The sequence below is a fragment of the Biostraticola tofi genome (assembly GCF_004343195.1).
Classification (GTDB): Bacteria; Pseudomonadota; Gammaproteobacteria; order Enterobacterales; family Enterobacteriaceae; genus Biostraticola; species Biostraticola tofi.
Genome location: NZ_SMCR01000002.1, coordinates 537,318 through 556,265, shown reverse-complemented (window position 1 = coordinate 556,265; position 18,948 = coordinate 537,318). Strand labels below are relative to the sequence as shown.

The window sequence follows — 18,948 nt, the reverse complement described above, 5'->3', positions numbered from 1 at the left end:
ACTGCCGCAGTTGGACGAAATTTAACCGTGCATCCCGGCTTAGAGTCCGCTATTATACCGCGCCGCTTTTTCACGGCAGTTTGCCCCAAGGAGCAGCCTGATATGTCACAAAAAGAAACCTGGTTTGAAACACTGCATGACCATTTCGGTCAGTACTTTACCGTAGATAATATCCTTTACCGGGAAAAAACCGATCACCAGGATTTGGTCATTTTTGAAAATGCCGCTCTGGGTCGCGTCATGGCTCTGGATGGCGTGGTTCAGACCACTGAACGCGATGAATTCATTTATCATGAAATGATGGCCCATGTGCCGCTGACAGCGCATGGCAATGCCAAGAACGTGCTGATCATCGGCGGCGGCGATGGCGGCATGCTGCGCGAAGTCAGCCGCCATCCGGGCGTTGAGCAGATTACCATGGTAGAAATCGACGCCGGCGTGGTGTCATTTTGTCGTCAGTATTTACCCGGCCACAATGCAGGATCATTTGATGATCCGCGTTTTGAACTGGTGATTGATGATGGCGTAAATTACGTTTGCCAGACGGCTAAAAAATTCGATGTGGTGATCTCCGACTGCACCGATCCTATCGGTCCGGGCGAGAGTCTCTTCACTTCTGATTTTTATCAGGGGTGCGCGCGAATTCTCAATGAAGGCGGTATTTTCGTTGCCCAGAACGGCGTATGCTTCCTTCAGCAGGACGAAGCGGTAAACAGTCATCGCAAGCTCAGCAATTACTTTGACGATGTCAGTTTTTATCAGGCCGCCATTCCGACCTATTATGGTGGGATCATGACCTTTGCCTGGGCAAGCCAGAACCCGGCCCTGCGCCAGCTGGACAGCGCAACGCTTGATAAGCGGATTAATGCTCTGGGCCTTAAATGCCGTTATTATAATTCGGCAATCCACACCGGCAGCTTTGCCTTGCCGCAATATCTACTGAATGCCCTGTCAGCATCATGCTGAATGTCATTTATAAGGGGGTGAACCAAATTGCAGAAGCTAAAACTACACGGCTTTAACAATCTAACCAAGAGCCTGAGTTTTTGTATTTACGATATTTGTTACGCCAAAACGGCTGATGACCGTGACGGGTATATCGCGTACATAGACGAACAATATAATGCCAACCGGCTTACCGAAATCCTCAGCGAAACCTGCTCAATGATAGGCGCTAATATCCTGAACGTCGCGCGCCAGGATTATGAACCGCAGGGTGCCAGCGTGACCATACTGGTCAGCGAAGAGCCGATTGACCCGCAGAGCATCGATAAGTCAGAGCATCCCGGGCCATTGCCTGAATCTGTGGTCGCGCATCTGGACAAAAGCCATATCTGTGTACACACCTATCCGGAAAGCCATCCCGAAGGCGGATTATGCACTTTCAGGGCTGATATCGAAGTATCGACCTGTGGCGTGATTTCGCCGCTAAAAGCGCTCAACTATCTGATTCACCAGCTTGAATCAGATATCGTCACCATGGATTATCGGGTACGTGGATTTACCCGCGACGTCAACGGCGTTAAACATTACATCGACCACGAAATCAATTCGATCCAGAACTTCATGTCGCGGGATATGAAAGCCCTCTACCACATGATGGACGTGAATGTTTACCAGGAAAACATCTTCCACACCAAGATGATGCTGAAGGACTTCGATCTCAAGCATTACTTGTTCAATGCCAAACCGGAAGATCTCAGCGCTGACGAGCGCAAAGCCATTACCGATCTGCTGTATAAAGAAATGCAGGAAATCTACTACGGCCGTAACCTGCCGATAGTCTGATGCCGGTTGAATCGGGCCCGACGTTGGGCCCGTCTTTTCTAGCGATGGTTAACAATAAAGTCTCGGTAGTGCTGCAAAGCGGTCAGAAAATCCTCGGTGCCGCAGCTGGCCATACTCTCCTCATCGTAGTAATTCATGCCCTCCTCAAGCTCCTCATTGACATAATCAAGACTGTTAGCGCCGACCCTGACCTCTTCACTGTCAATCCACAGCGTATATTCATGACCAATCTGTCGCCAGTGAGGCTGGGTGCCTTTTCCGGCAATCTGCTGCTGCAGCACATTTTCTATCTGGTCCAGTTGGCTCAGGTTGCCTTTAAGCTCTTCATTGATCCAATGCCCTATCGCCTCATGGCCCATTGAAAAGGTGACCATTACCTGGCCGGTAATGTCTCGCAGGAACTCGTAGTCCATATTATTTCTTTCCAGAGAATAAGCGTTGAAAGCGTCAGCCTCGTCCAGCAGCAGACACTCCGATATAATTCAATGTTACCTGTTCCTGCGCACAAGATCGTTACTCATTACTGATTTTCGCCCCTTTCCGGGTAATCACCGGCGGCCCAGCGGTTAAAGCCGATACAGCAAAAAAAAACCGGTCGGGGTTAACCGACCGGCTTGTTGCCATTGAGCATAAACGCCCTGGTGATTAGTTAGACCGCGGTCTGAAAAATCACCTGATCAGCCTTGTCGGTATATTCGCTTAACCGATCAAAGTTGAGATAGCGGTAGGTATCAGCTGAGGTCTGATCGACCAGCGTGATAGCTTCCAGGTATTGCTCAGGCGAAGGCAGATAACCCAGTAGCGACGTCACCGCCGCCAGTTCAGCCGAGGCCAGATAAACGTCGGCCCCGTTGCCCAATCGGTTCGGGAAGTTGCGGGTCGAGGTAGACACTACCGTCGCGCCCTCTGCGACCCGGGCCTGGTTGCCCATGCACAGCGAACAGCCTGGGATCTCTACCCTGGCGCCGCTCTTGCCGAAAATGCTGTAGTAGCCCTCCTCGGTCAACTGGGCGGCATCCATCTTGGTCGGCGGCGCAACCCACAGACGGGTAGGCAGCTGGCCGGTATGCTGGTCCAGCAGTTTACCGGCGGCACGGAAATGACCGATATTGGTCATACAGGAACCGATAAACACTTCATCGATTTTGCTGCCGGCCACATCAGACAGCAGGCGGGCGTCATCAGGATCATTCGGCGCACAGAGAATAGGCTGGTTGATATCCGCCAGATCGATGTCAATCACCGCAGCATATTCAGCATCGGCATCAGGCTCCAGCAGCTCGGGATTAGCCAGCCAGTTTTCCATGCCGGTTATGCGGCGCTCCAGGGTACGACGATCGCCATAGCCTTCGGAGATCATCCACTTGAGCAGCACGATATTAGATGACAGATATTCAACGATCGGCGCTTTATCAAGCTTGATGGTACAGCCGGCAGCGGAACGTTCAGCCGAGGCATCGGCCAGTTCGAATGCCTGCTCTACCTTCAGCTCAGGCAGGCCTTCAATTTCCAGGATACGGCCGGAGAAAATGTTTTTCTTGCCTTTTTTCTCCACCGTCAGCAGCCCTTGCTGGATGGCGTAATAGGGGATGGCATGCACCAGATCGCGCAGGGTAATACCCGGTTTCATCTTGCCTTTGAAACGCACCAGCACCGATTCAGGCATATCCAGCGGCATCACGCCGGTCGCGGCGGCAAATGCCACCAGGCCCGAGCCGGCAGGGAATGAAATGCCAATAGGGAACCGGGTATGGGAGTCTCCGCCGGTCCCAACGGTATCGGGCAACAGCATCCGGTTCAGCCAAGAGTGAATGATGCCGTCGCCCGGACGCAGCGATACGCCGCCACGGTTCATAATGAAGTCTGGCAGCGTATGGTGGGTCTGCACATCAACCGGCTTCGGGTAGGCGGCGGTATGGCAGAACGACTGCATCACCAGGTCGGCAGAGAAGCCCAGACAGGCCAGATCCTTCAGCTCGTCGCGGGTCATCGGCCCGGTGGTGTCCTGGGAGCCGACCGAGGTCATTTTAGGTTCGCAGTATTGCCCCGGACGGATACCGGTCACGCCGCAGGCGCGGCCAACCATCTTCTGCGCCAGGGTAAAACCTTTATCACTCTGGACCACATCCCGTGCATGACGGAAAATCTCGCTCGGGGGCAGCCCCAGGGATTCGCGCGCCCGGGTGGTGAGGCCGCGACCGATAATCAGCGGAATACGTCCGCCGGCCCTGACTTCGTCAATCAGCACCTCGGTTTTCAGCGCGAAACTTGCCAGCAGTTCCTGGCTTTCATGGCTGCGCACTTCGCCCTTGAACGGATAGATATCAATGACGTCGCCCATGTTCAACAGGGACACGTCCACTTCAATCGGCAGCGCCCCGGCGTCTTCCATGGTATTGAAGAAAATCGGCGCAATCTTGCTGCCCAGCACCACTCCGCCGCCGCGCTTATTCGGTACGTGAGGAATATCATCGCCCATAAACCACAGCACCGAGTTGGTGGCTGATTTGCGCGATGAACCGGTGCCGACCACATCGCCGACATACGCCAGCGGGAAGCCCTTGGCATTTAGCGCTTCGATCTGCTTGATCGGGCCGACTGCGCCCGGCTGGTCGGGATTGATGCCTTCACGGGCATTTTTCAGCATTGCCAGGGCGTGCAGCGGGATATCCGGACGCGACCAGGCATCCTGCGCCGGAGAGAGGTCGTCGGTATTGGTTTCGCCGGTGACCTTGAACACCGTCACGGTGATTTTATCGGCCAGTCCCGGACGCGACAGGAACCACTCAGCGTCCGCCCAGGCATGCATTACCGCCTTGGCATGGGGATTGCCGGCCCGGGCTTTCTCTTCAACATCAAAGAAGTTGTCGAACATCAGCAGCATCGATTTCAGCGCGTTGGCGGCAATCGGCGCCAGTTGTTCATTGTCCAATGCATCCACCAGCGGTTGGATGTTATATCCCCCCTGCATGGTGCCCAGCAGCTCTACCGCTTTCTCAGCACTGACCAGAGGCGAATAAGCCTCACCTTTAGCGATGGCTGCGAGGAAACCGGCTTTAACGTAGGCTGCTTCATCTACGCCCGGGGGGACACGGTTAATCAAGAGATCCAATAGGAACTGTTCTTCGCCGGCAGGCGGGTTTTTCAACTGCTCAACCAACGCGGCCATTTGTACGGCATCGAGAGGCTTAGGGACGATACCCTGTTCAGCACGCTCGGCAACGTGCTTACGATATTCTTCTAGCACGACGTTCTCCTCGCTTTCATTGTCATAGGTAGTGCCTGGCTTTCCTTCGTCACCGGGGAGATGTTCATTTGGCTATAAGAGTAATGACCCGGTTCCGGGCAGGCAGTTTATCAGTATTTAACCGCTTTGTTAATTTGTTTACATATAATTAACATAGTTTTTAGCTGAATGGTTTAAGCCGGACAGCATAATTAACGGGGCGGGAAACATGAGCTCACACAGTTAATTTACCAAGTTTTTATCGCTGGAGGTTACAATTTCGCAATTTTTTTAACGTTGCTGAGCGGACTGGCGGGAGAGGATAAGCAAGGAAACAATTGTCGCCGCCGAAGCGACGACAATGTGCGGACAGGCTCCGGCTAGCGCCTGCCAACCGCACCGGCAGAGTAGCGCCGGCAACGGGAATTACTTTCTCTTCTTGGCTTTCGGGTTCGGCAGGTCGGTAATGCTGCCTTCAAACACTTCCGCCGCCAGGCCGACCGACTCATGCAGGGTCGGGTGGGCGTGGATGGTCAGCGCGATGTCTTCAGCATCACAGCCCATTTCGATAGCCAGGCCGATTTCACCCAGCAGCTCGCCGCCGTTGACACCGACTACGGCGCCGCCGATGACGCGATGGGATTCTTTATCGAAAATCAGCTTGGTCATGCCATCCTGGCAGTCAGAAGCGATAGCACGGCCTGAGGCTGCCCACGGGAAGGTGGCCACTTCATAGCTGATGCCTTTTTCTTTTGCTTCTTTTTCAGTCAGGCCAACCCAGGCAACTTCCGGCTCAGTGTAGGCGATGGACGGAATAACCTTCGGATCGAAGTAATGTTTCTTGCCGGAGATGACTTCAGCCGCAACGTGGCCTTCATGCACCCCTTTATGCGCCAGCATCGGCTGACCGACGATATCGCCGATGGCGTAGATATGCGGCACGTTGGTGCGCATTTGCTTGTCGACGCGGATAAAGCCGCGATCGTCAACTTCTACACCGGCTTTACCGGCATCCAGCGATTTACCGTTAGGCACACGACCGATGGCCACCAGCACTGCGTCATAGCGCTGCGGTTCGGCAGGCGCTTTCTTGCCTTCCATGGTCACGTAGATGCCGTCTTCTTTGGCTTCTACCGCTGTGACCTTGGTTTCCAGCATCAATTCGAACTGCTTGCTGATACGCTTGGTGAAGACCTTGACGATATCTTTATCCGCCGCCGGGATAACCTGATCGAACATTTCGACCACTTCGATTTTAGAGCCCAGAGCGTGATAAACCGTCGCCATTTCCAGGCCGATGATACCGCCCCCCATGACCAGCAGACGTTCCGGTACGGTAGTCAGTTCCAACGCGTCGGTGGAATCCCATACGCGCGGGTCATCATGAGGTATGAACGGCAGCTGAATCGGACGTGATCCGGCAGCGATGATGGCATTGTCGAAGTTGATGGTGGTCGTACCCTGTTCACCTTCAACCGACAGGGTGTTGGCGCCGGTAAACTTGCCCAGGCCATTAACCACGGTGACTTTGCGCGCTTTCGCCATGCCGGCCAGACCGCCGGTCAGCTGATTGACGACTTTCTCTTTCCAGGTACGCACCTTGTTGATATCGGTTTTCGGTTCGCCGAAAACGATACCGTGCTCGCCCAATGCCTTGGCTTCTTCAATCACCTTGGCAACGTGCAGCAGGGCTTTGGAAGGGATACATCCAACATTCAGGCAAACGCCGCCGAGAGTGGCATAACGTTCGACCAGCACGGTTTCAAGACCTAAATCCGCGCAACGGAAGGCCGCAGAGTATCCCCCCGGGCCCGCCCCAAGTACCACGACCTGAGCTTTAATTTCGTTACTCATCATGACCTCTTAGTTGTTTGTCCGGCGGGTCAGACGTCAATTTTCTGGCGTGTTAAGTGCATAACGCGCTGTATCCACCGGGCCGCATCCATCGCAGATAGTTTACAGAAATGTTAACAAACTGCAAAGCTCGTTGATAAGACGCATGTTCTGATTGCCGTGCCGCTACGCTTTGCGGCAGCGTCACGCGAAACAATGAGGCCGGCCAGACGGCCGGCCCCGGGCTTACATCACCAGGCGACGAATGTCGGACATTACGTTGTTGATGAAGGTAATAAAGCGTGCACCGTCTGCACCGTCAATGACGCGATGGTCATAGGACAGCGACAGCGGCAGCATCAGACGCGGCGTAAACTCCTTGCCGTTCCACACCGGTTTCATGGCTGACTTGGACACGCCAAGGATAGCCACTTCAGGGGCGTTAACGATAGGGGTAAACGCTGTTCCGCCGATGCCACCCAGGCTGGAAATGGTAAAGCACCCGCCCTGCATATCAGACGAGGTCAATTTACCTACGCGCGCCTTTTTGGAGATTTCGGCCAGTTCACGTGAAAGCTCGAAGATGCCTTTCTTGTTCACATCGCGGAATACCGGAACGACCAGGCCGTTAGGCGTATCAACCGCTACACCAATATTGATGTATTTTTTCAGCGTCAGTTTCTGTCCATCTTCAGACAGGGAGCTATTGAAGCGAGGCAGTTCTTCCAGCGCCTTGGCAACGGCTTTCATGATGAACACCAGCGGGGTGATCTTCACGTCCAGTTTTTTCTTCTCGGCTTCCACGTTCTGCTGCTTGCGGAAAGCTTCAACTTCGGTGATATCCGCGTCATCCCATTGGGTGACGTGGGGGATCATCACCCAGTTGCGATGCAGGTTGGCACCGGAAATTTTCTGGATACGGCCCAGTTCGACTTCTTCGGTCTGGCCGAATTTGCTGAAGTCCACTTTTGGCCATGGCAGCAGGCCAGGCAACGAACCGCCGGTAGCTGCGCCGGCCGGAGCCGCTTCAGCACGTTTGACGGCATCTTTAACGTAGGCCTGGATATCTTCGCGCAGGATACGGCCTTTACGTCCGGTGCCCTTCACTTTGGCAAGGTTGACGCCAAACTCGCGGGCCAGGCGACGGATAACCGGGGTCGCATGCACGTAGGCATCGTTTTCGGCAAACTCAGTTTTACCGGTGGCGGCAGCGGCGTTTTTATTGGCGCTGGAAGCCGGTGCCGGCGCAACGGCGGCAGAGGACTCGGTTTTCTCATCTTTAGCCGGAGCGGCGGCGGCCGGAGCGGCGCCTTCAACTTCAAACACCATGATAAGCGAGCCGGTGCTGACTTTGTCGCCGGTGCTGATTTTGATTTCTTTCACGGTACCGGCAAACGGTGCCGGCACTTCCATTGAAGCCTTGTCGCCTTCAACAGTAATCAGTGACTGCTCGGCGTCGATCTTGTCGCCGACCTTGACCATCACTTCGGTTACTTCGACTTCATCACCGCCGATATCCGGTACGTTGACTTCTTTGCTGCCGCCAGCCTGGGCAGGCTGGGCAGCAGATTCGGCCGCTGGCTTGCTGTCGCCCGCCGGCGCAGCGGTTGCACCGCTGCCTGCCACTTCAAATACCATGATAAGCGAACCGGTGCTGACTTTGTCGCCGGTGCTGATTTTGATTTCTTTCACCGTACCGGCAAACGGCGCCGGGACTTCCATTGACGCTTTATCGCCTTCAACGGTAATCAGCGATTGTTCGGCTTCAACCTGGTCGCCGACCTTGACCAGCACTTCGGTCACTTCGACTTCGTCGCTGCCGATATCCGGTACGTTGACTTCTTTGCTTTCGCTCACACCGCCGGCGGCGGGTTTTTCTTCGGCCTTGGCGTCGCTTTTGGCTTCTTCTTTGGCCGGGGCGGCAGTTGAAGCGCCTTCGGCATCATCAAAGATCATGATCAATTTGCCGGTTTCGACTTTATCGCCGACCGCAACTTTGATCTCTTTGATAACCCCCGCCTGCGGCGAGGGAACTTCCATCGAGGCTTTATCGCCTTCAACGGTAATCAGCGATTGCTCGGCTTCAACTTTATCACCGACCTTGACCAGCACTTCGGTGACTTCAACTTCATCTGCACCGATATCCGGTACGTTAATTTCAATAGCCATTGATTTTTTAACCTCTTATGCCAAACGTGGGTTTACTTTGTCAGCATCGATGCCGAACTTGGTAATAGCCTTGGCTACCACGTCAGTACCGATATCGCCACGTTTAGCCAGTTCACCCAGCGCTGCCACGACCACGTAGGCTGCGTCTACTTCGAAATGATGACGCAGGTTTTCGCGGCTGTCGGAGCGGCCGAAACCATCGGTACCCAGTACACGGAAATCGCTGGCCGGGACGAAGCTGCGGATTTGCTCGGCGAACAGTTTCATGTAGTCGGTGGACGCAACGGCCGGCGCATCGTTCAGCACCTGCGCGACATAAGGCACGCGCGGGGTTTCGCTCGGATGCAGCATGTTCCAGCGCTCACAATCCTGGCCATCGCGGGCAAGTTCAGTGAACGAGGTCACGCTGTAGACGTCAGAACCGATACCGTAGTCTTTAGCCAGGATGTCAGCGGCTTCACGTACATGACGCAGGATGGCGCCGGAACCCAGCAGCTGTACCTTGCCTTTGCTGCCTTCGATGGTTTCAAGCTTGTAGATACCCTTACGGATACCCTCTTCCGCGCCTTCAGGCATGGCAGGCATATGGTAGTTTTCGTTCAGCGTGGTCAGGTAGTAATACACGTTTTCCTGCGCTTCGCCGTACATACGTACCAGGCCATCATGCATGATAACCGCGACTTCATACGCATAAGCCGGATCGTAGGAGATACAGTTCGGGATAGTCAGCGACTGAATGTGGCTGTGGCCGTCTTCATGCTGCAGGCCTTCGCCGTTCAGGGTGGTACGACCGGAGGTGCCGCCGATGAGGAAGCCGCGCGCCTGCTGATCGCCCGCCGCCCAGCACAAATCGCCGATACGCTGGAAGCCGAACATTGAATAATAGATATAGAACGGGATCATCGGCAGGTCATTGGTACTGTATGACGTAGCCGCTGCCAGCCAGGAAGAGGCGGCGCCCAGTTCGTTGATGCCTTCCTGCAGAATCTGGCCTTTCTCGTCTTCACGGTAGTAAGCAACCTGCTCACGGTCCTGCGGCGTATACTGCTGGCCGTTCGGGCTGTAGATACCGATCTGACGGAACAGACCTTCCATACCGAAAGTACGCGCCTCATCGGCGATGATCGGCACCAGGCGATCCTTGATGGACGGGTTCTTCAGCATCACGTTCAGAACGCGGACGAAAGCGATGGTGGTGGAGATTTCTTTCTTCTGCTCTTCCAGCAGCGAACGGAAATCTTCCAGCGCCGGCAGCTCAAGCGGTTTGGTGAAGTTCTTCAGACGAGTCGGCAGGTAGCCGTGCAGCGCCTGGCGGCGTTCATGCAGGTACTTGTACTCTTCAGAACCTTCTTCAAAGGTGATGTACGGCAGTTTTTCAATGGTGTCGTCGGTGATGGTGTTCAGATTGAAACGATCACGGAAGTAGCGCACGCCATCCATGTTCATTTTCTTGACCTGGTGGGCGATGTTCATGCCTTCCGCGGTCACACCCATGCCATAACCTTTGATAGTGTGGGCCAGGATGACCACCGGCTTGCCAGTCGTCTTACGGGCTTTATCCAGCGCGGCGAAGACTTTCTTCGGATCGTGGCCGCCACGGTTCAGCGCCCAGATGTCGTCATCGCTGAGATCTTTAACCAGCGCAGCGGTTTCCGGATATTTACCGAAGAAGTGTTCACGCACATAGGCGCCGCTCTTCGATTTGAAAGTCTGGTAATCGCCGTCGACGGTTTCGTTCATCAGTTGGATAAGCTTGCCGCCGGTATCTTTACGCAGTAGTTCGTCCCAACGTCCACCCCAGATGACTTTCAGTACTTCCCAACCGGCGCCGCTGAAAATACCTTCCAGTTCGTTGATAATTTTGCCGTTGCCGGTCACCGGGCCATCAAGACGCTGCAGGTTACAGTTGATGATGAATACCAGGTTGTCCAGCTTCTCACGGGTAGCGATGGTGATGGCGCCCTTGGATTCCGGCTCGTCCATTTCACCGTCGCCAAGGAACGCGTAAACAGTCTGGGCAGTGGTGTTTTTCAGGCCACGGTGGTTCAGATACTTGAGGAACTTAGCCTGGTAAATGGCGCTGATCGGGCCCAGACCCATGGATACGGTCGGGAACTGCCAGAACTCAGGCATCAATTTCGGGTGCGGGTAAGAAGACAGGCCCTTGCCGTGCACTTCCTGACGGAAATTATTCATCTGATCTTCAGTCAGGCGGCCTTCAAGGAAAGCGCGGGCATAAACGCCTGGAGAGATATGACCCTGGAAATACACCAGATCGCCGCCGTCCTGGTCGTTACGGGCGCGGAAGAAATGGTTGAAGCACACTTCATAAACCGTTGCGGAAGATTGGAAGGATGCCATATGGCCGCCCAGGTCCAGGTCTTTCTTGGAAGCACGCAATACGGTCATGACGGCATTCCAGCGAATGGCTGAACGAATACGGCGCTCAAGTTCCAGATTACCAGGATATTCAGGCTCGTCTTCCACCGGAATAGTGTTGATGTAGTTACGTCCTGCAGCGCCGGCGGCAATGCTGACTCCGCCTTTGCGGGCACCGTCAAGCACCTGATCAATCAGGAACTGCGCGCGCTCAATACCTTCTTCACGGATAACCGATTCGATCGCCTGTAGCCAGTCGCGTGTTTCGATCGGATCCACGTCATTGTATAAACGTTCTGACATGGTGGTGTTCCTTATCTATCTCTAATATTGGTTTAATTGGAGCCTGTCTTCCTGTGCTCTTGAAAAAAACACACGAAGACAGGCCCATAGCTTTCGTTGCCGCGTTTAGTGCCTCAAATCAGGCGCTCAATCCTTGCGTTGCTGGAGTCGGCGTAGTGAACGTTCACGCCGGCTATGTTCCCGACCAAGGTCCAGCAAGATTTCCTCAATAAACGCCAGATGGCGGTGTGATGCTTCGCGGGCCGTTTCGGGTTCGCGTGCAACAATCGCCGCAAAAATCCCGGCGCGATGGCTGCTTACCTGCGCCAGCATTTCACGGCGCGAGTAAAGCAATTCAAAGTTCTGTCGGACGTTGTTCTCGAGCATCGGCCCCATACAGCGGACCAAATGCAATAAAACCGCATTATGGGCGGCTTCGGTTACGGCAATTTGATACTGCATGACGGCATCGGCTTCGACATCAAGATCGCCGCTGGCCTGCGCCTGCTCAATGGCCTCGTGGCATTCGCGGATACGGTTGAGATCTTCCTCAGTGCCACGCAATGCGGCGTAGTAGGCGGCGATACCTTCCAGCGCGTGTCGCGTTTCCAGCAAATCGTATTGTGACTCAGGATGTTCGGCCAATAATTCAGCCAACGGATCGCTGAAGCTCTGCCACAGGTTGTTTTGCACATATGTTCCGCCGCCCTGACGGCGCGAAAGGAGACCCTTCGCTTCCAGACGCTGAATAGCTTCTCTTAAGGAAGGACGCGAGACATCAAACTGCTTTGCCAGTTCGCGCTCGGGAGGCAGTTTTTCGCCGGGGCGCAACGTCCCTTCAAGGATCAGATATTCCAATTGCTGCTCGATGACATCCGATAATTTTGGCTGTCGGATTTTACTATAGGCCATTTATAGTCTTCTCAGCAAAAGCGCGGAGTCAATTGGTAATACCAATTTAATAAACGTGCCGCTAAAGTAACAAAGTATTCACCTTATGTCCATATTGGCATTGACCTAAATCATCAAAAGCTGCACATTCAAGCATATGCACGACACATATGCTGCATGAGGACAAATACTCAGCATAACCGCCCATTGCCTGCCTGCAGAGAATTTAACGTAGTTGAAACGTTTAGACGCAAGCTGAACCGATTAGCCTGTTATTAAAGTGAATATTCATTCAATTAATTGAATATTCATTCAATTAATTTCTTCTTGCCGTCCCGCCCGGAGACGCTCATCTGCCTCGTCGCGGGAAATTAATGCGCTCGATCATTCCCTCAATATTTTATCCCGTCCGGAGGCATAAATCAGGTGCAAACTTTTTTCCATAACACTATTCTTGTGCCAGTGACACTCACTGGAAAGATTATTCATTATCGGCTGCCGTAAAAAAAAACTTACAAAATTCGTATCTACTGGCTTACACATGGCAGTTAGTGCTGTGAACGGCCATCTTGTCCCAATAACAGAGGATTTTTAAATGGATGGGAAACAGCGCTCACAGACGCTGAAGCGCGGCCTGAAAAACCGGCATATTCAGCTTATTGCTTTAGGCGGCGCAATTGGTACCGGGCTGTTTCTGGGTATTGCCCAAACGATCCAAATGGCCGGTCCGGCGGTTATCCTGGGCTATGCCATTGGCGGTTTTATCGCTTTTCTTATCATGCGCCAGCTGGGTGAGATGGTGGTGGAAGAACCCGTTGCCGGCTCATTCAGCCATTTTGCCTATAAATACTGGGGCAATTTTGCCGGCTTTGCTTCGGGCTGGAATTATTGGGTACTGTACGTCCTGGTCGCCATGGCTGAGCTGTCGGCGGTGGGGATCTACATGCAGTACTGGTGGCCCGATCTGCCTACCTGGGTCTCGGCAGCGGTATTCTTCGTGCTGATCAATGTCATCAACCTGGCAAACGTCAAGGTGTATGGCGAAATGGAGTTCTGGTTTGCCATTATCAAAGTGGTGGCAATAATCGCCATGATCCTGTTTGGCGGCTGGCTGCTGCTCAGCGGCAGCGGCGGACCGGAAGCCTCGGTCAGTAATCTGTGGAACAACGGTGGCTTCTTTGCAAAAGGCATCGGCGGGCTGGTCATGGCGATGGCGGTGATCATGTTCTCGTTTGGCGGCCTTGAGCTGGTAGGTATCACCGCTGCCGAAGCGGACAACCCTGAGCAAAGCATTCCTAAAGCCACTAACCAGGTCATCTACCGTATCTTGATTTTCTATATCGGTTCTCTTACCGTGCTGCTTTCTCTTTATCCTTGGGGTAAAGTGGTTGAAGGCGGCAGCCCATTTGTACTGATATTCCATGCCCTTAACAGCAACATTGTGGCGACAGTGCTCAATATTGTGGTACTGACGGCGGCCCTGTCGGTCTACAACAGCTGCGTCTTCAGCAACAGCCGCATGCTTTACGGTCTGGCAAGTCAGGGCAACGGCCCTAAATCATTGATGAAAGTCGACAGCCGCGGCGTACCGGTACTGGCCATAGGCGTTTCAGCGCTCGCTACCGCTCTGTGTGTGCTGATCAACTATCTGATGCCGGGCAAGGCGTTTGGACTGCTGATGTCACTGGTGGTATCTGCACTGGTGATCAACTGGGGCATGATAAGCCTGGCACACCTGAAATTCCGCCGCTCCATGACGCGCCAAGGCATTACCACCAAATTTGGCGCGCTGTGGTATCCGTTCGGCAACTATCTTTGTCTGGCGTTTATGGCCGGCATCCTGGTGGTAATGGCCAAAACGCCCGGCATGGATATTTCGGTTTACCTGATCCCGGTCTGGTTGATCGTGCTGGGGATAGGCTTTGCCTTCAAGCGTAAAACCCAGTCTACAGTTAACTGACTGCCTGCATAACCCCTGACTCATAACCCAGCGCTACCTGTTACAGCGGGCGTCTGGGTCATGACTCACATTGCCCTGCCTACTGTTACAGCGGTGCCTGTTCATGCCGCCTTGCTAAACCAGCGTGCCGTATATAGTCAGCAATGCCACCACCACCACAATCACCAGGGTAATTTTTTTGGCAAGCGCTACCGCAGCCCGCGGCGTCTGGACGTCATCCAGGTGCGGCTCCCGCGCCAGCGAAAACTGGGCCAGTCGGGTCAGCACGCCATATTGGCCGCTGTGTATATCGGCCAGAGAGGCAAACCAGGCCGGCAGCGCTCTTTCGCCGTGCCCCAGCAGGGCATAGGCCACGCCGGCCAGACGCACCGGAATCCAGTCCAGCCAGTGCAGCAGAGCATCAATTCCAGACTGTGAACGTTTCAGCGGGGTCGAATGCCTGGCAAGCCAGGTCTGCCACGCGCGCAGGAATCCATAGCCGGCCAGCAGCGCTGGACCATATGGCCCCCCCACGACCAGCCAGAACAGCGGCGCCAGGTAAAAACGGAAATTGATCCACAGTAGGGCATTCTGCAGTTCGCGCAGCCGCTGCTCTTTATCATAATCCACCGGCAGACCGTGAATCAGCGCCAGCTCCTCGCTCATCGCTTCGGTGGCGTGACTGTCGCCGCGGCCGGCAGCCATCAGATACGCCCGATAGTGGCTGCGGATGCCACCTGCGCCGATACACAGCGTGCAAACCACCAGCCACAGCGCCAGCAGGGGAATGCCGAACAACCAGCCGGACGCCAGGCGCAGGCTCACGCCCACCAGCAGCATCCAGCAAATGCTAATCAGTAGGGTTTGTATCAGGGAAGTCTGGCGCAGGCGGGTAAACAACCGTGCCAGTATGTGGTCCAGCTGCCAGCGATCGCCGGTTTTAAACAGGCGCTCCCAGGCCAATACCACAAGCAATGTAAACAGCGTCATGTCAAGTCCCTCTCCCCATAATGAGCATCGATGGAGGTTCCAAGCAGTTGGCGGTAATGATGCCACAGAAATGCGCGGCCGGGATCGGTCTTGCGCTCCGGCGCAATATCGCTGTGACCGGTGATACGATCTGGCGTGACCGGATAGGAACGCATGATGAGCTGCGTGACGTCCGCCAACTGACGATATTGAGCCTCGCAGTAGGGCAATTCATCGGTGCCCTCAAGCTCGATACCGATAGAAAAATCATTGCATCGCTCCCGGCCCTGATAGCAGGAGATGCCGGCATGCCAGGCCCGGCGGTCAAAAGGGACATACTGCACTATTTCACCGTCGCGGCGGATAAGGCAATGGGCCGACACACGCAGATGGGCAATACCGGTGAAATAGGGATCTGCCTCCTTTTCCAGGGTGCCGGTAAACAGTTGGTCGATATAGGGCCCGCCAAATCGACCCGGCGGCAAGCTGATATTATGCACCACCAGCACGCTGGGCTGTTCATTGTCTGGACGGTCGTCGCAATGGGGTGATGGAACACGCTTAGCCCCTGAAATCCAGCCATTTTCCAAATGCATACTTCACCTCTCCGGTCCGGCAGTGGTACTTATCCCGGCAACAGGGTAGCATGTTTGCCAGTGACCTTTATCCGCTATTTTCGGAGTTTTTTATGGCAACTCGCCGATACGATGCCGACCTTCGCCGGGCCCAATTGCTGGCCCGGATCGATCAAGATATTCCATTATCCGTTACGCTGGCCCTGCGTGAAGATCTGGGCGGAGAGGCTGATGCCGATGGGGATATTACCGCCCGTTTGCTGCCTAGGGAGCGACAGGCGACCGCCACCATCATTACTCGGGAAAACGGTGTGTTTTGCGGTCAGCGTTGGCTTATCGAAGTATTCCATCAGCTTGGCGGCAATGTGTGCATTGACTGGCAGGTGAGCGATGGCGACGTCGTCAGGGTCAACCAGCCCCTCTGCCACCTTTCCGGTCCGGCCCATATCCTGCTGACCGGCGAAAGAACGGCGCTCAACTTTGTTCAGACACTGTCTGGGGTGGCGACCGAGGTCAAACGGTATGTCGGCGAGCTGGCAGGTACCGGCACCCAGCTGCTGGATACCCGTAAAACACTGCCTGGCCTTCGCACCGCGCTGAAATATGCGGTGCTGTGCGGCGGCGGCAGTAATCACCGCCTGGGCCTGGCTGACGCTTTTCTTATCAAGGAAAACCATATTATGGCCGCCGGCTCGATTGCCGCGGCGGTGGCCAATGCAATCAGCCTGCGTCCCGACGTACCGGTAGAGGTAGAGGTGGAAAGCCTCGATGAACTGAGACAGGCGCTGGACGCCGGCGCTGATATCGTCATGCTGGACAACTTCTCCCTGGCCGACATGCGGCGGGCGGTGGCGGCCACCGGCCAGCGCGCCCTGCTGGAAGTGTCAGGCAATGTGACGTTTGAAACGCTGCGTGAATTCGCCCTCACCGGGGTGGATTATATTTCAGTCGGTGCGCTGACCAAACATGTGCGGGCGATGGATCTTTCGATGCGCTTTGACTGAAAGGGCACAGGCGCGCAATAAATCTTTCGATGCGCGGTGCCTGAGAGAGCACCGGCGGGCAAGGGTGTTGCCGACAGGTTTTGCTGCCCAGCCAGTCCGAAGTTTGGCCGGGGCGCTATTGCAGTTTGCCGGGCGTCCATCGACGGAGTTTCTTGGCGGGATATGTATGAAGGGATTGCAATCATGTAAGCCCATTATCTTATCTGCCGCGCTGATTCCACTCCCACAGGTCCATGCTGGTCAACAGTCCGAGCAGTCGCCAGGATAGCTCTCACGGTCATCCTGGTGCTTTCCTCTCATGAACAGACAAGCGGGTTTTACTCTGGTGGAGCTGATGGTTGTTATCGCCATCATCGCCACGCTCGGCGCAATTGCCCTGCCGGGCTATCAGCGTTATATCATTCATGCCGCGCTCATCGATATGCTGCAGTTATCGGCGCCTTATCGCTCTGCTGTCGAACTTTGCGCTCTGCAGCAGGGAAGCCTGGATCAATGCCGGTCGGGCCGGCATGGCATTCCAGCAGTCATGACGTCGCGTTATGTCAGTGCCAGTTCGGTGCAGCAGGGGGTAATTAGCCTATCCGGCCAGCTTTCGCTTCAGGGCCTGACGGTAGTAATGACGCCGGTGATGCAGGCGCAGGGCCTGAGGTGGGCCAGGCAGTGTCGGACCGAAGATCAGCAGGAGCATCTGTCCGGACCGTGCCGGTCGGTATTTCATTCGGATGAAACCGGAGACCAGCAATGATTGCCACGCGTGATGATCACCTTACAGCAGAAGAATTTATCGATCAAATGCTCAGCCAGGCTATAGCGGTGGGCGCCTCAGATATCCATCTGGATCCCTGCCCTTCCCAGGGATACCGGCTGAGAATGCGCATAGATGGCCTGATGCAGCAAAGCCGCCCCTGTCCGGCCGGCCTGGCAACGATGCTGGCGGTCCGGCTCAAAATCATGGCCCGGTTGGATATTGCCGAACGCCGCCTGCCCCAGGACGGGCAATTTATTATCCCTCTCCCGGCGCCGGGCTGTTCTTTTCGTTTATCTACCCTGCCCGCGCTCGGCGGAGAAAAGATAGCGCTGCGCCTGCTGCCCGGCGAGCAGAGTGGCCTATCCCTGCGGCAGTTGGGCATGACTGAAAGCGTGCTAAATAACTTCCTGCAGCATTTGCAGGCTCCGCAGGGCATGATCCTGCTGACCGGACCGACCGGCAGCGGCAAAACCATGACGCTGTATGCGGCACTGGTTCATCTGCGCCAGAGGCCGCTGCATATCTGCAGCGTGGAAGACCCTGTTGAAATCCCGTTGTCAGGTATCACCCAATGCCAGGTAAATCTCAAAGCCAGGCTGGATTTCCCCCTGTTGCTGCGTGCCCTGTTGCGTCAGGATCCCGATGTGATCATGGTGGGAGAAATACGTGATGCCCAAACCGCTGCCATTGCCGCCCATGCGGCGCGCAGTGCTCATCTGGTGCTGGCGACCCTGCACTGCGCCACTCCACGGGAAGCGCTGGCCCGGTTATCCCAGTTGGGCCTCTCCCCTGACAGCATCGAGCCGGTTCTCAGGCTGGTGATGGCCCAGCGCCTGGTCAGGCGTTTATGCCCGCATTGCCGTCGCCTTGAATCGGCACCTCATAATGCCGTCTGCAGTCGTTCCCCTCCCTCAGCCTTGCCTCACTATTGGCAGGCGGTGGGGTGTGGACGATGCCACGGCGGCTACGAAGGTCGTTGCGGGCTGTTCAGCCTGTCCGATAAATCACCTGGCGAATTATCACATTCGCGCCATTCCCTAATGGAACCTGCCGCCGCCGATGCTGATGGGCTGTGGCAGGCGGGTCTTAGCCTGGCGGCGGCAGGCGAAACTACCGTCAGTGAACTGTGGCGTGTGCTGGGATAA

14 protein-coding genes are annotated in these 18,948 nt (G+C 55.1%); 6 read left to right on the top strand and 8 right to left on the bottom strand.

Annotated elements, in window-relative coordinates:
* Window positions 1–102 precede the first annotated feature (102 nt).
* Entirely contained in the window at window positions 103–966 is an 864-nt protein-coding gene (gene speE, locus EDC52_RS06710; RefSeq protein WP_131864545.1) for a polyamine aminopropyltransferase, read from the top strand.
* Window positions 967–993: 27 nt separating this feature from the next.
* Window positions 994–1,788 (top strand): adenosylmethionine decarboxylase, encoded by a 795-nt coding sequence (gene speD, locus EDC52_RS06705; RefSeq protein WP_131864544.1) that lies wholly within the window; start codon window positions 994–996, stop codon window positions 1,786–1,788.
* A gap of 38 nt (window positions 1,789–1,826) precedes the next feature.
* On the opposite strand, the gene EDC52_RS06700 is transcribed toward speD, so the two are convergent.
* The 6 genes from EDC52_RS06700 to pdhR all read right to left on the bottom strand — a co-directional run bounded on the left by EDC52_RS06700 (window position 1,827) and on the right by pdhR (window position 12,589).
* Window positions 1,827–2,201: a YacL family protein gene (locus EDC52_RS06700; RefSeq protein WP_131864543.1), complete on the bottom strand. Its 375-nt coding sequence runs from the start codon at window positions 2,199–2,201 to the stop codon at window positions 1,827–1,829.
* A gap of 236 nt (window positions 2,202–2,437) precedes the next feature.
* A complete protein-coding gene (gene acnB, locus EDC52_RS06695; RefSeq protein ID WP_131864542.1) occupies window positions 2,438–5,035 on the bottom strand; it encodes a bifunctional aconitate hydratase 2/2-methylisocitrate dehydratase in 2,598 nt (865 codons plus the stop codon).
* A gap of 405 nt (window positions 5,036–5,440) precedes the next feature.
* Entirely contained in the window at window positions 5,441–6,868 is a 1,428-nt protein-coding gene (gene lpdA, locus EDC52_RS06690; protein ID WP_131864692.1) for a dihydrolipoyl dehydrogenase, read from the bottom strand.
* A gap of 225 nt (window positions 6,869–7,093) precedes the next feature.
* Window positions 7,094–9,016 carry a pyruvate dehydrogenase complex dihydrolipoyllysine-residue acetyltransferase gene (gene aceF / locus EDC52_RS06685; RefSeq protein ID WP_131864541.1) on the bottom strand — a complete coding sequence of 641 codons (1,923 nt, stop codon included), beginning with the start codon at window positions 9,014–9,016 and terminating at the stop codon, window positions 7,094–7,096.
* A gap of 15 nt (window positions 9,017–9,031) precedes the next feature.
* Complete coding sequence (gene aceE, locus EDC52_RS06680; RefSeq protein WP_131864540.1) at window positions 9,032–11,698, bottom strand: pyruvate dehydrogenase (acetyl-transferring), homodimeric type; 2,667 nt, start codon at window positions 11,696–11,698, stop codon at window positions 9,032–9,034.
* Window positions 11,699–11,824: 126 nt separating this feature from the next.
* A complete protein-coding gene (gene pdhR, locus EDC52_RS06675; RefSeq protein ID WP_131864539.1) occupies window positions 11,825–12,589 on the bottom strand; it encodes a pyruvate dehydrogenase complex transcriptional repressor PdhR in 765 nt (254 codons plus the stop codon).
* A 574-nt stretch (window positions 12,590–13,163) separates the two neighbouring features.
* On the opposite strand from pdhR, the gene EDC52_RS06670 reads away from it, so the two are divergent.
* The gene (locus tag EDC52_RS06670) at window positions 13,164–14,528 is read left to right on the top strand and encodes an amino acid permease (protein ID WP_131864538.1); all 1,365 of its coding nucleotides are present in this window, start codon (window positions 13,164–13,166) and stop codon (window positions 14,526–14,528) included.
* A gap of 114 nt (window positions 14,529–14,642) precedes the next feature.
* Here the strand turns inward: EDC52_RS06670 and ampE are convergent, their stop codons facing one another.
* Together ampE and ampD are read right to left on the bottom strand one after the other, a co-directional pair.
* The gene (gene ampE, locus EDC52_RS06665; protein WP_131864537.1) at window positions 14,643–15,497 is read right to left on the bottom strand and encodes a beta-lactamase regulator AmpE; all 855 of its coding nucleotides are present in this window, start codon (window positions 15,495–15,497) and stop codon (window positions 14,643–14,645) included.
* Window positions 15,494–16,072 (bottom strand): 1,6-anhydro-N-acetylmuramyl-L-alanine amidase AmpD, encoded by a 579-nt coding sequence (ampD, locus tag EDC52_RS06660; RefSeq protein WP_131864536.1) that lies wholly within the window; start codon window positions 16,070–16,072, stop codon window positions 15,494–15,496. The genes ampE and ampD overlap by 4 nt, the downstream gene beginning before the upstream one ends.
* Window positions 16,073–16,164: 92 nt before the next feature.
* On the opposite strand from ampD, the gene nadC reads away from it, so the two are divergent.
* The 3 genes from nadC to EDC52_RS06645 all read left to right on the top strand — a co-directional run bounded on the left by nadC (window position 16,165) and on the right by EDC52_RS06645 (window position 18,948).
* Complete coding sequence (nadC, locus tag EDC52_RS06655) at window positions 16,165–17,055, top strand: carboxylating nicotinate-nucleotide diphosphorylase (protein ID WP_131864535.1); 891 nt, start codon at window positions 16,165–16,167, stop codon at window positions 17,053–17,055.
* A 298-nt stretch (window positions 17,056–17,353) separates the two neighbouring features.
* Window positions 17,354–17,800: a prepilin peptidase-dependent pilin gene (gene ppdD, locus EDC52_RS06650; RefSeq protein ID WP_131864534.1), complete on the top strand. Its 447-nt coding sequence runs from the start codon at window positions 17,354–17,356 to the stop codon at window positions 17,798–17,800.
* Window positions 17,797–18,948, top strand: coding sequence for an ATPase, T2SS/T4P/T4SS family (locus EDC52_RS06645; protein ID WP_131864533.1), 1,152 nt, complete (start codon window positions 17,797–17,799; stop codon window positions 18,946–18,948). Before ppdD ends, EDC52_RS06645 begins: the two co-directional genes overlap by 4 nt.

Coding starts and splice junctions, on each gene's coding strand:
- speE (WP_131864545.1), top strand. CDS start 103: ATGTCACAAAAAGAAACCTGGTTTGAAACACTGCATGACCATTTCGGT.
- EDC52_RS06700 (WP_131864543.1), bottom strand. CDS start 2,201: ATGGACTACGAGTTCCTGCGAGACATTACCGGCCAGGTAATGGTCACC.
- lpdA (WP_131864692.1), bottom strand. CDS start 6,868: ATGAGTAACGAAATTAAAGCTCAGGTCGTGGTACTTGGGGCGGGCCCG.
- aceF (WP_131864541.1), bottom strand. CDS start 9,016: ATGGCTATTGAAATTAACGTACCGGATATCGGTGCAGATGAAGTTGAA.
- aceE (WP_131864540.1), bottom strand. CDS start 11,698: ATGTCAGAACGTTTATACAATGACGTGGATCCGATCGAAACACGCGAC.
- pdhR (WP_131864539.1), bottom strand. CDS start 12,589: ATGGCCTATAGTAAAATCCGACAGCCAAAATTATCGGATGTCATCGAG.
- EDC52_RS06670 (WP_131864538.1), top strand. CDS start 13,164: ATGGATGGGAAACAGCGCTCACAGACGCTGAAGCGCGGCCTGAAAAAC.
- ampE (WP_131864537.1), bottom strand. CDS start 15,497: ATGACGCTGTTTACATTGCTTGTGGTATTGGCCTGGGAGCGCCTGTTT.
- ampD (WP_131864536.1), bottom strand. CDS start 16,072: ATGCATTTGGAAAATGGCTGGATTTCAGGGGCTAAGCGTGTTCCATCA.
- nadC (WP_131864535.1), top strand. CDS start 16,165: ATGGCAACTCGCCGATACGATGCCGACCTTCGCCGGGCCCAATTGCTG.
- ppdD (WP_131864534.1), top strand. CDS start 17,354: ATGAACAGACAAGCGGGTTTTACTCTGGTGGAGCTGATGGTTGTTATC.
- EDC52_RS06645 (WP_131864533.1), top strand. CDS start 17,797: ATGATTGCCACGCGTGATGATCACCTTACAGCAGAAGAATTTATCGAT.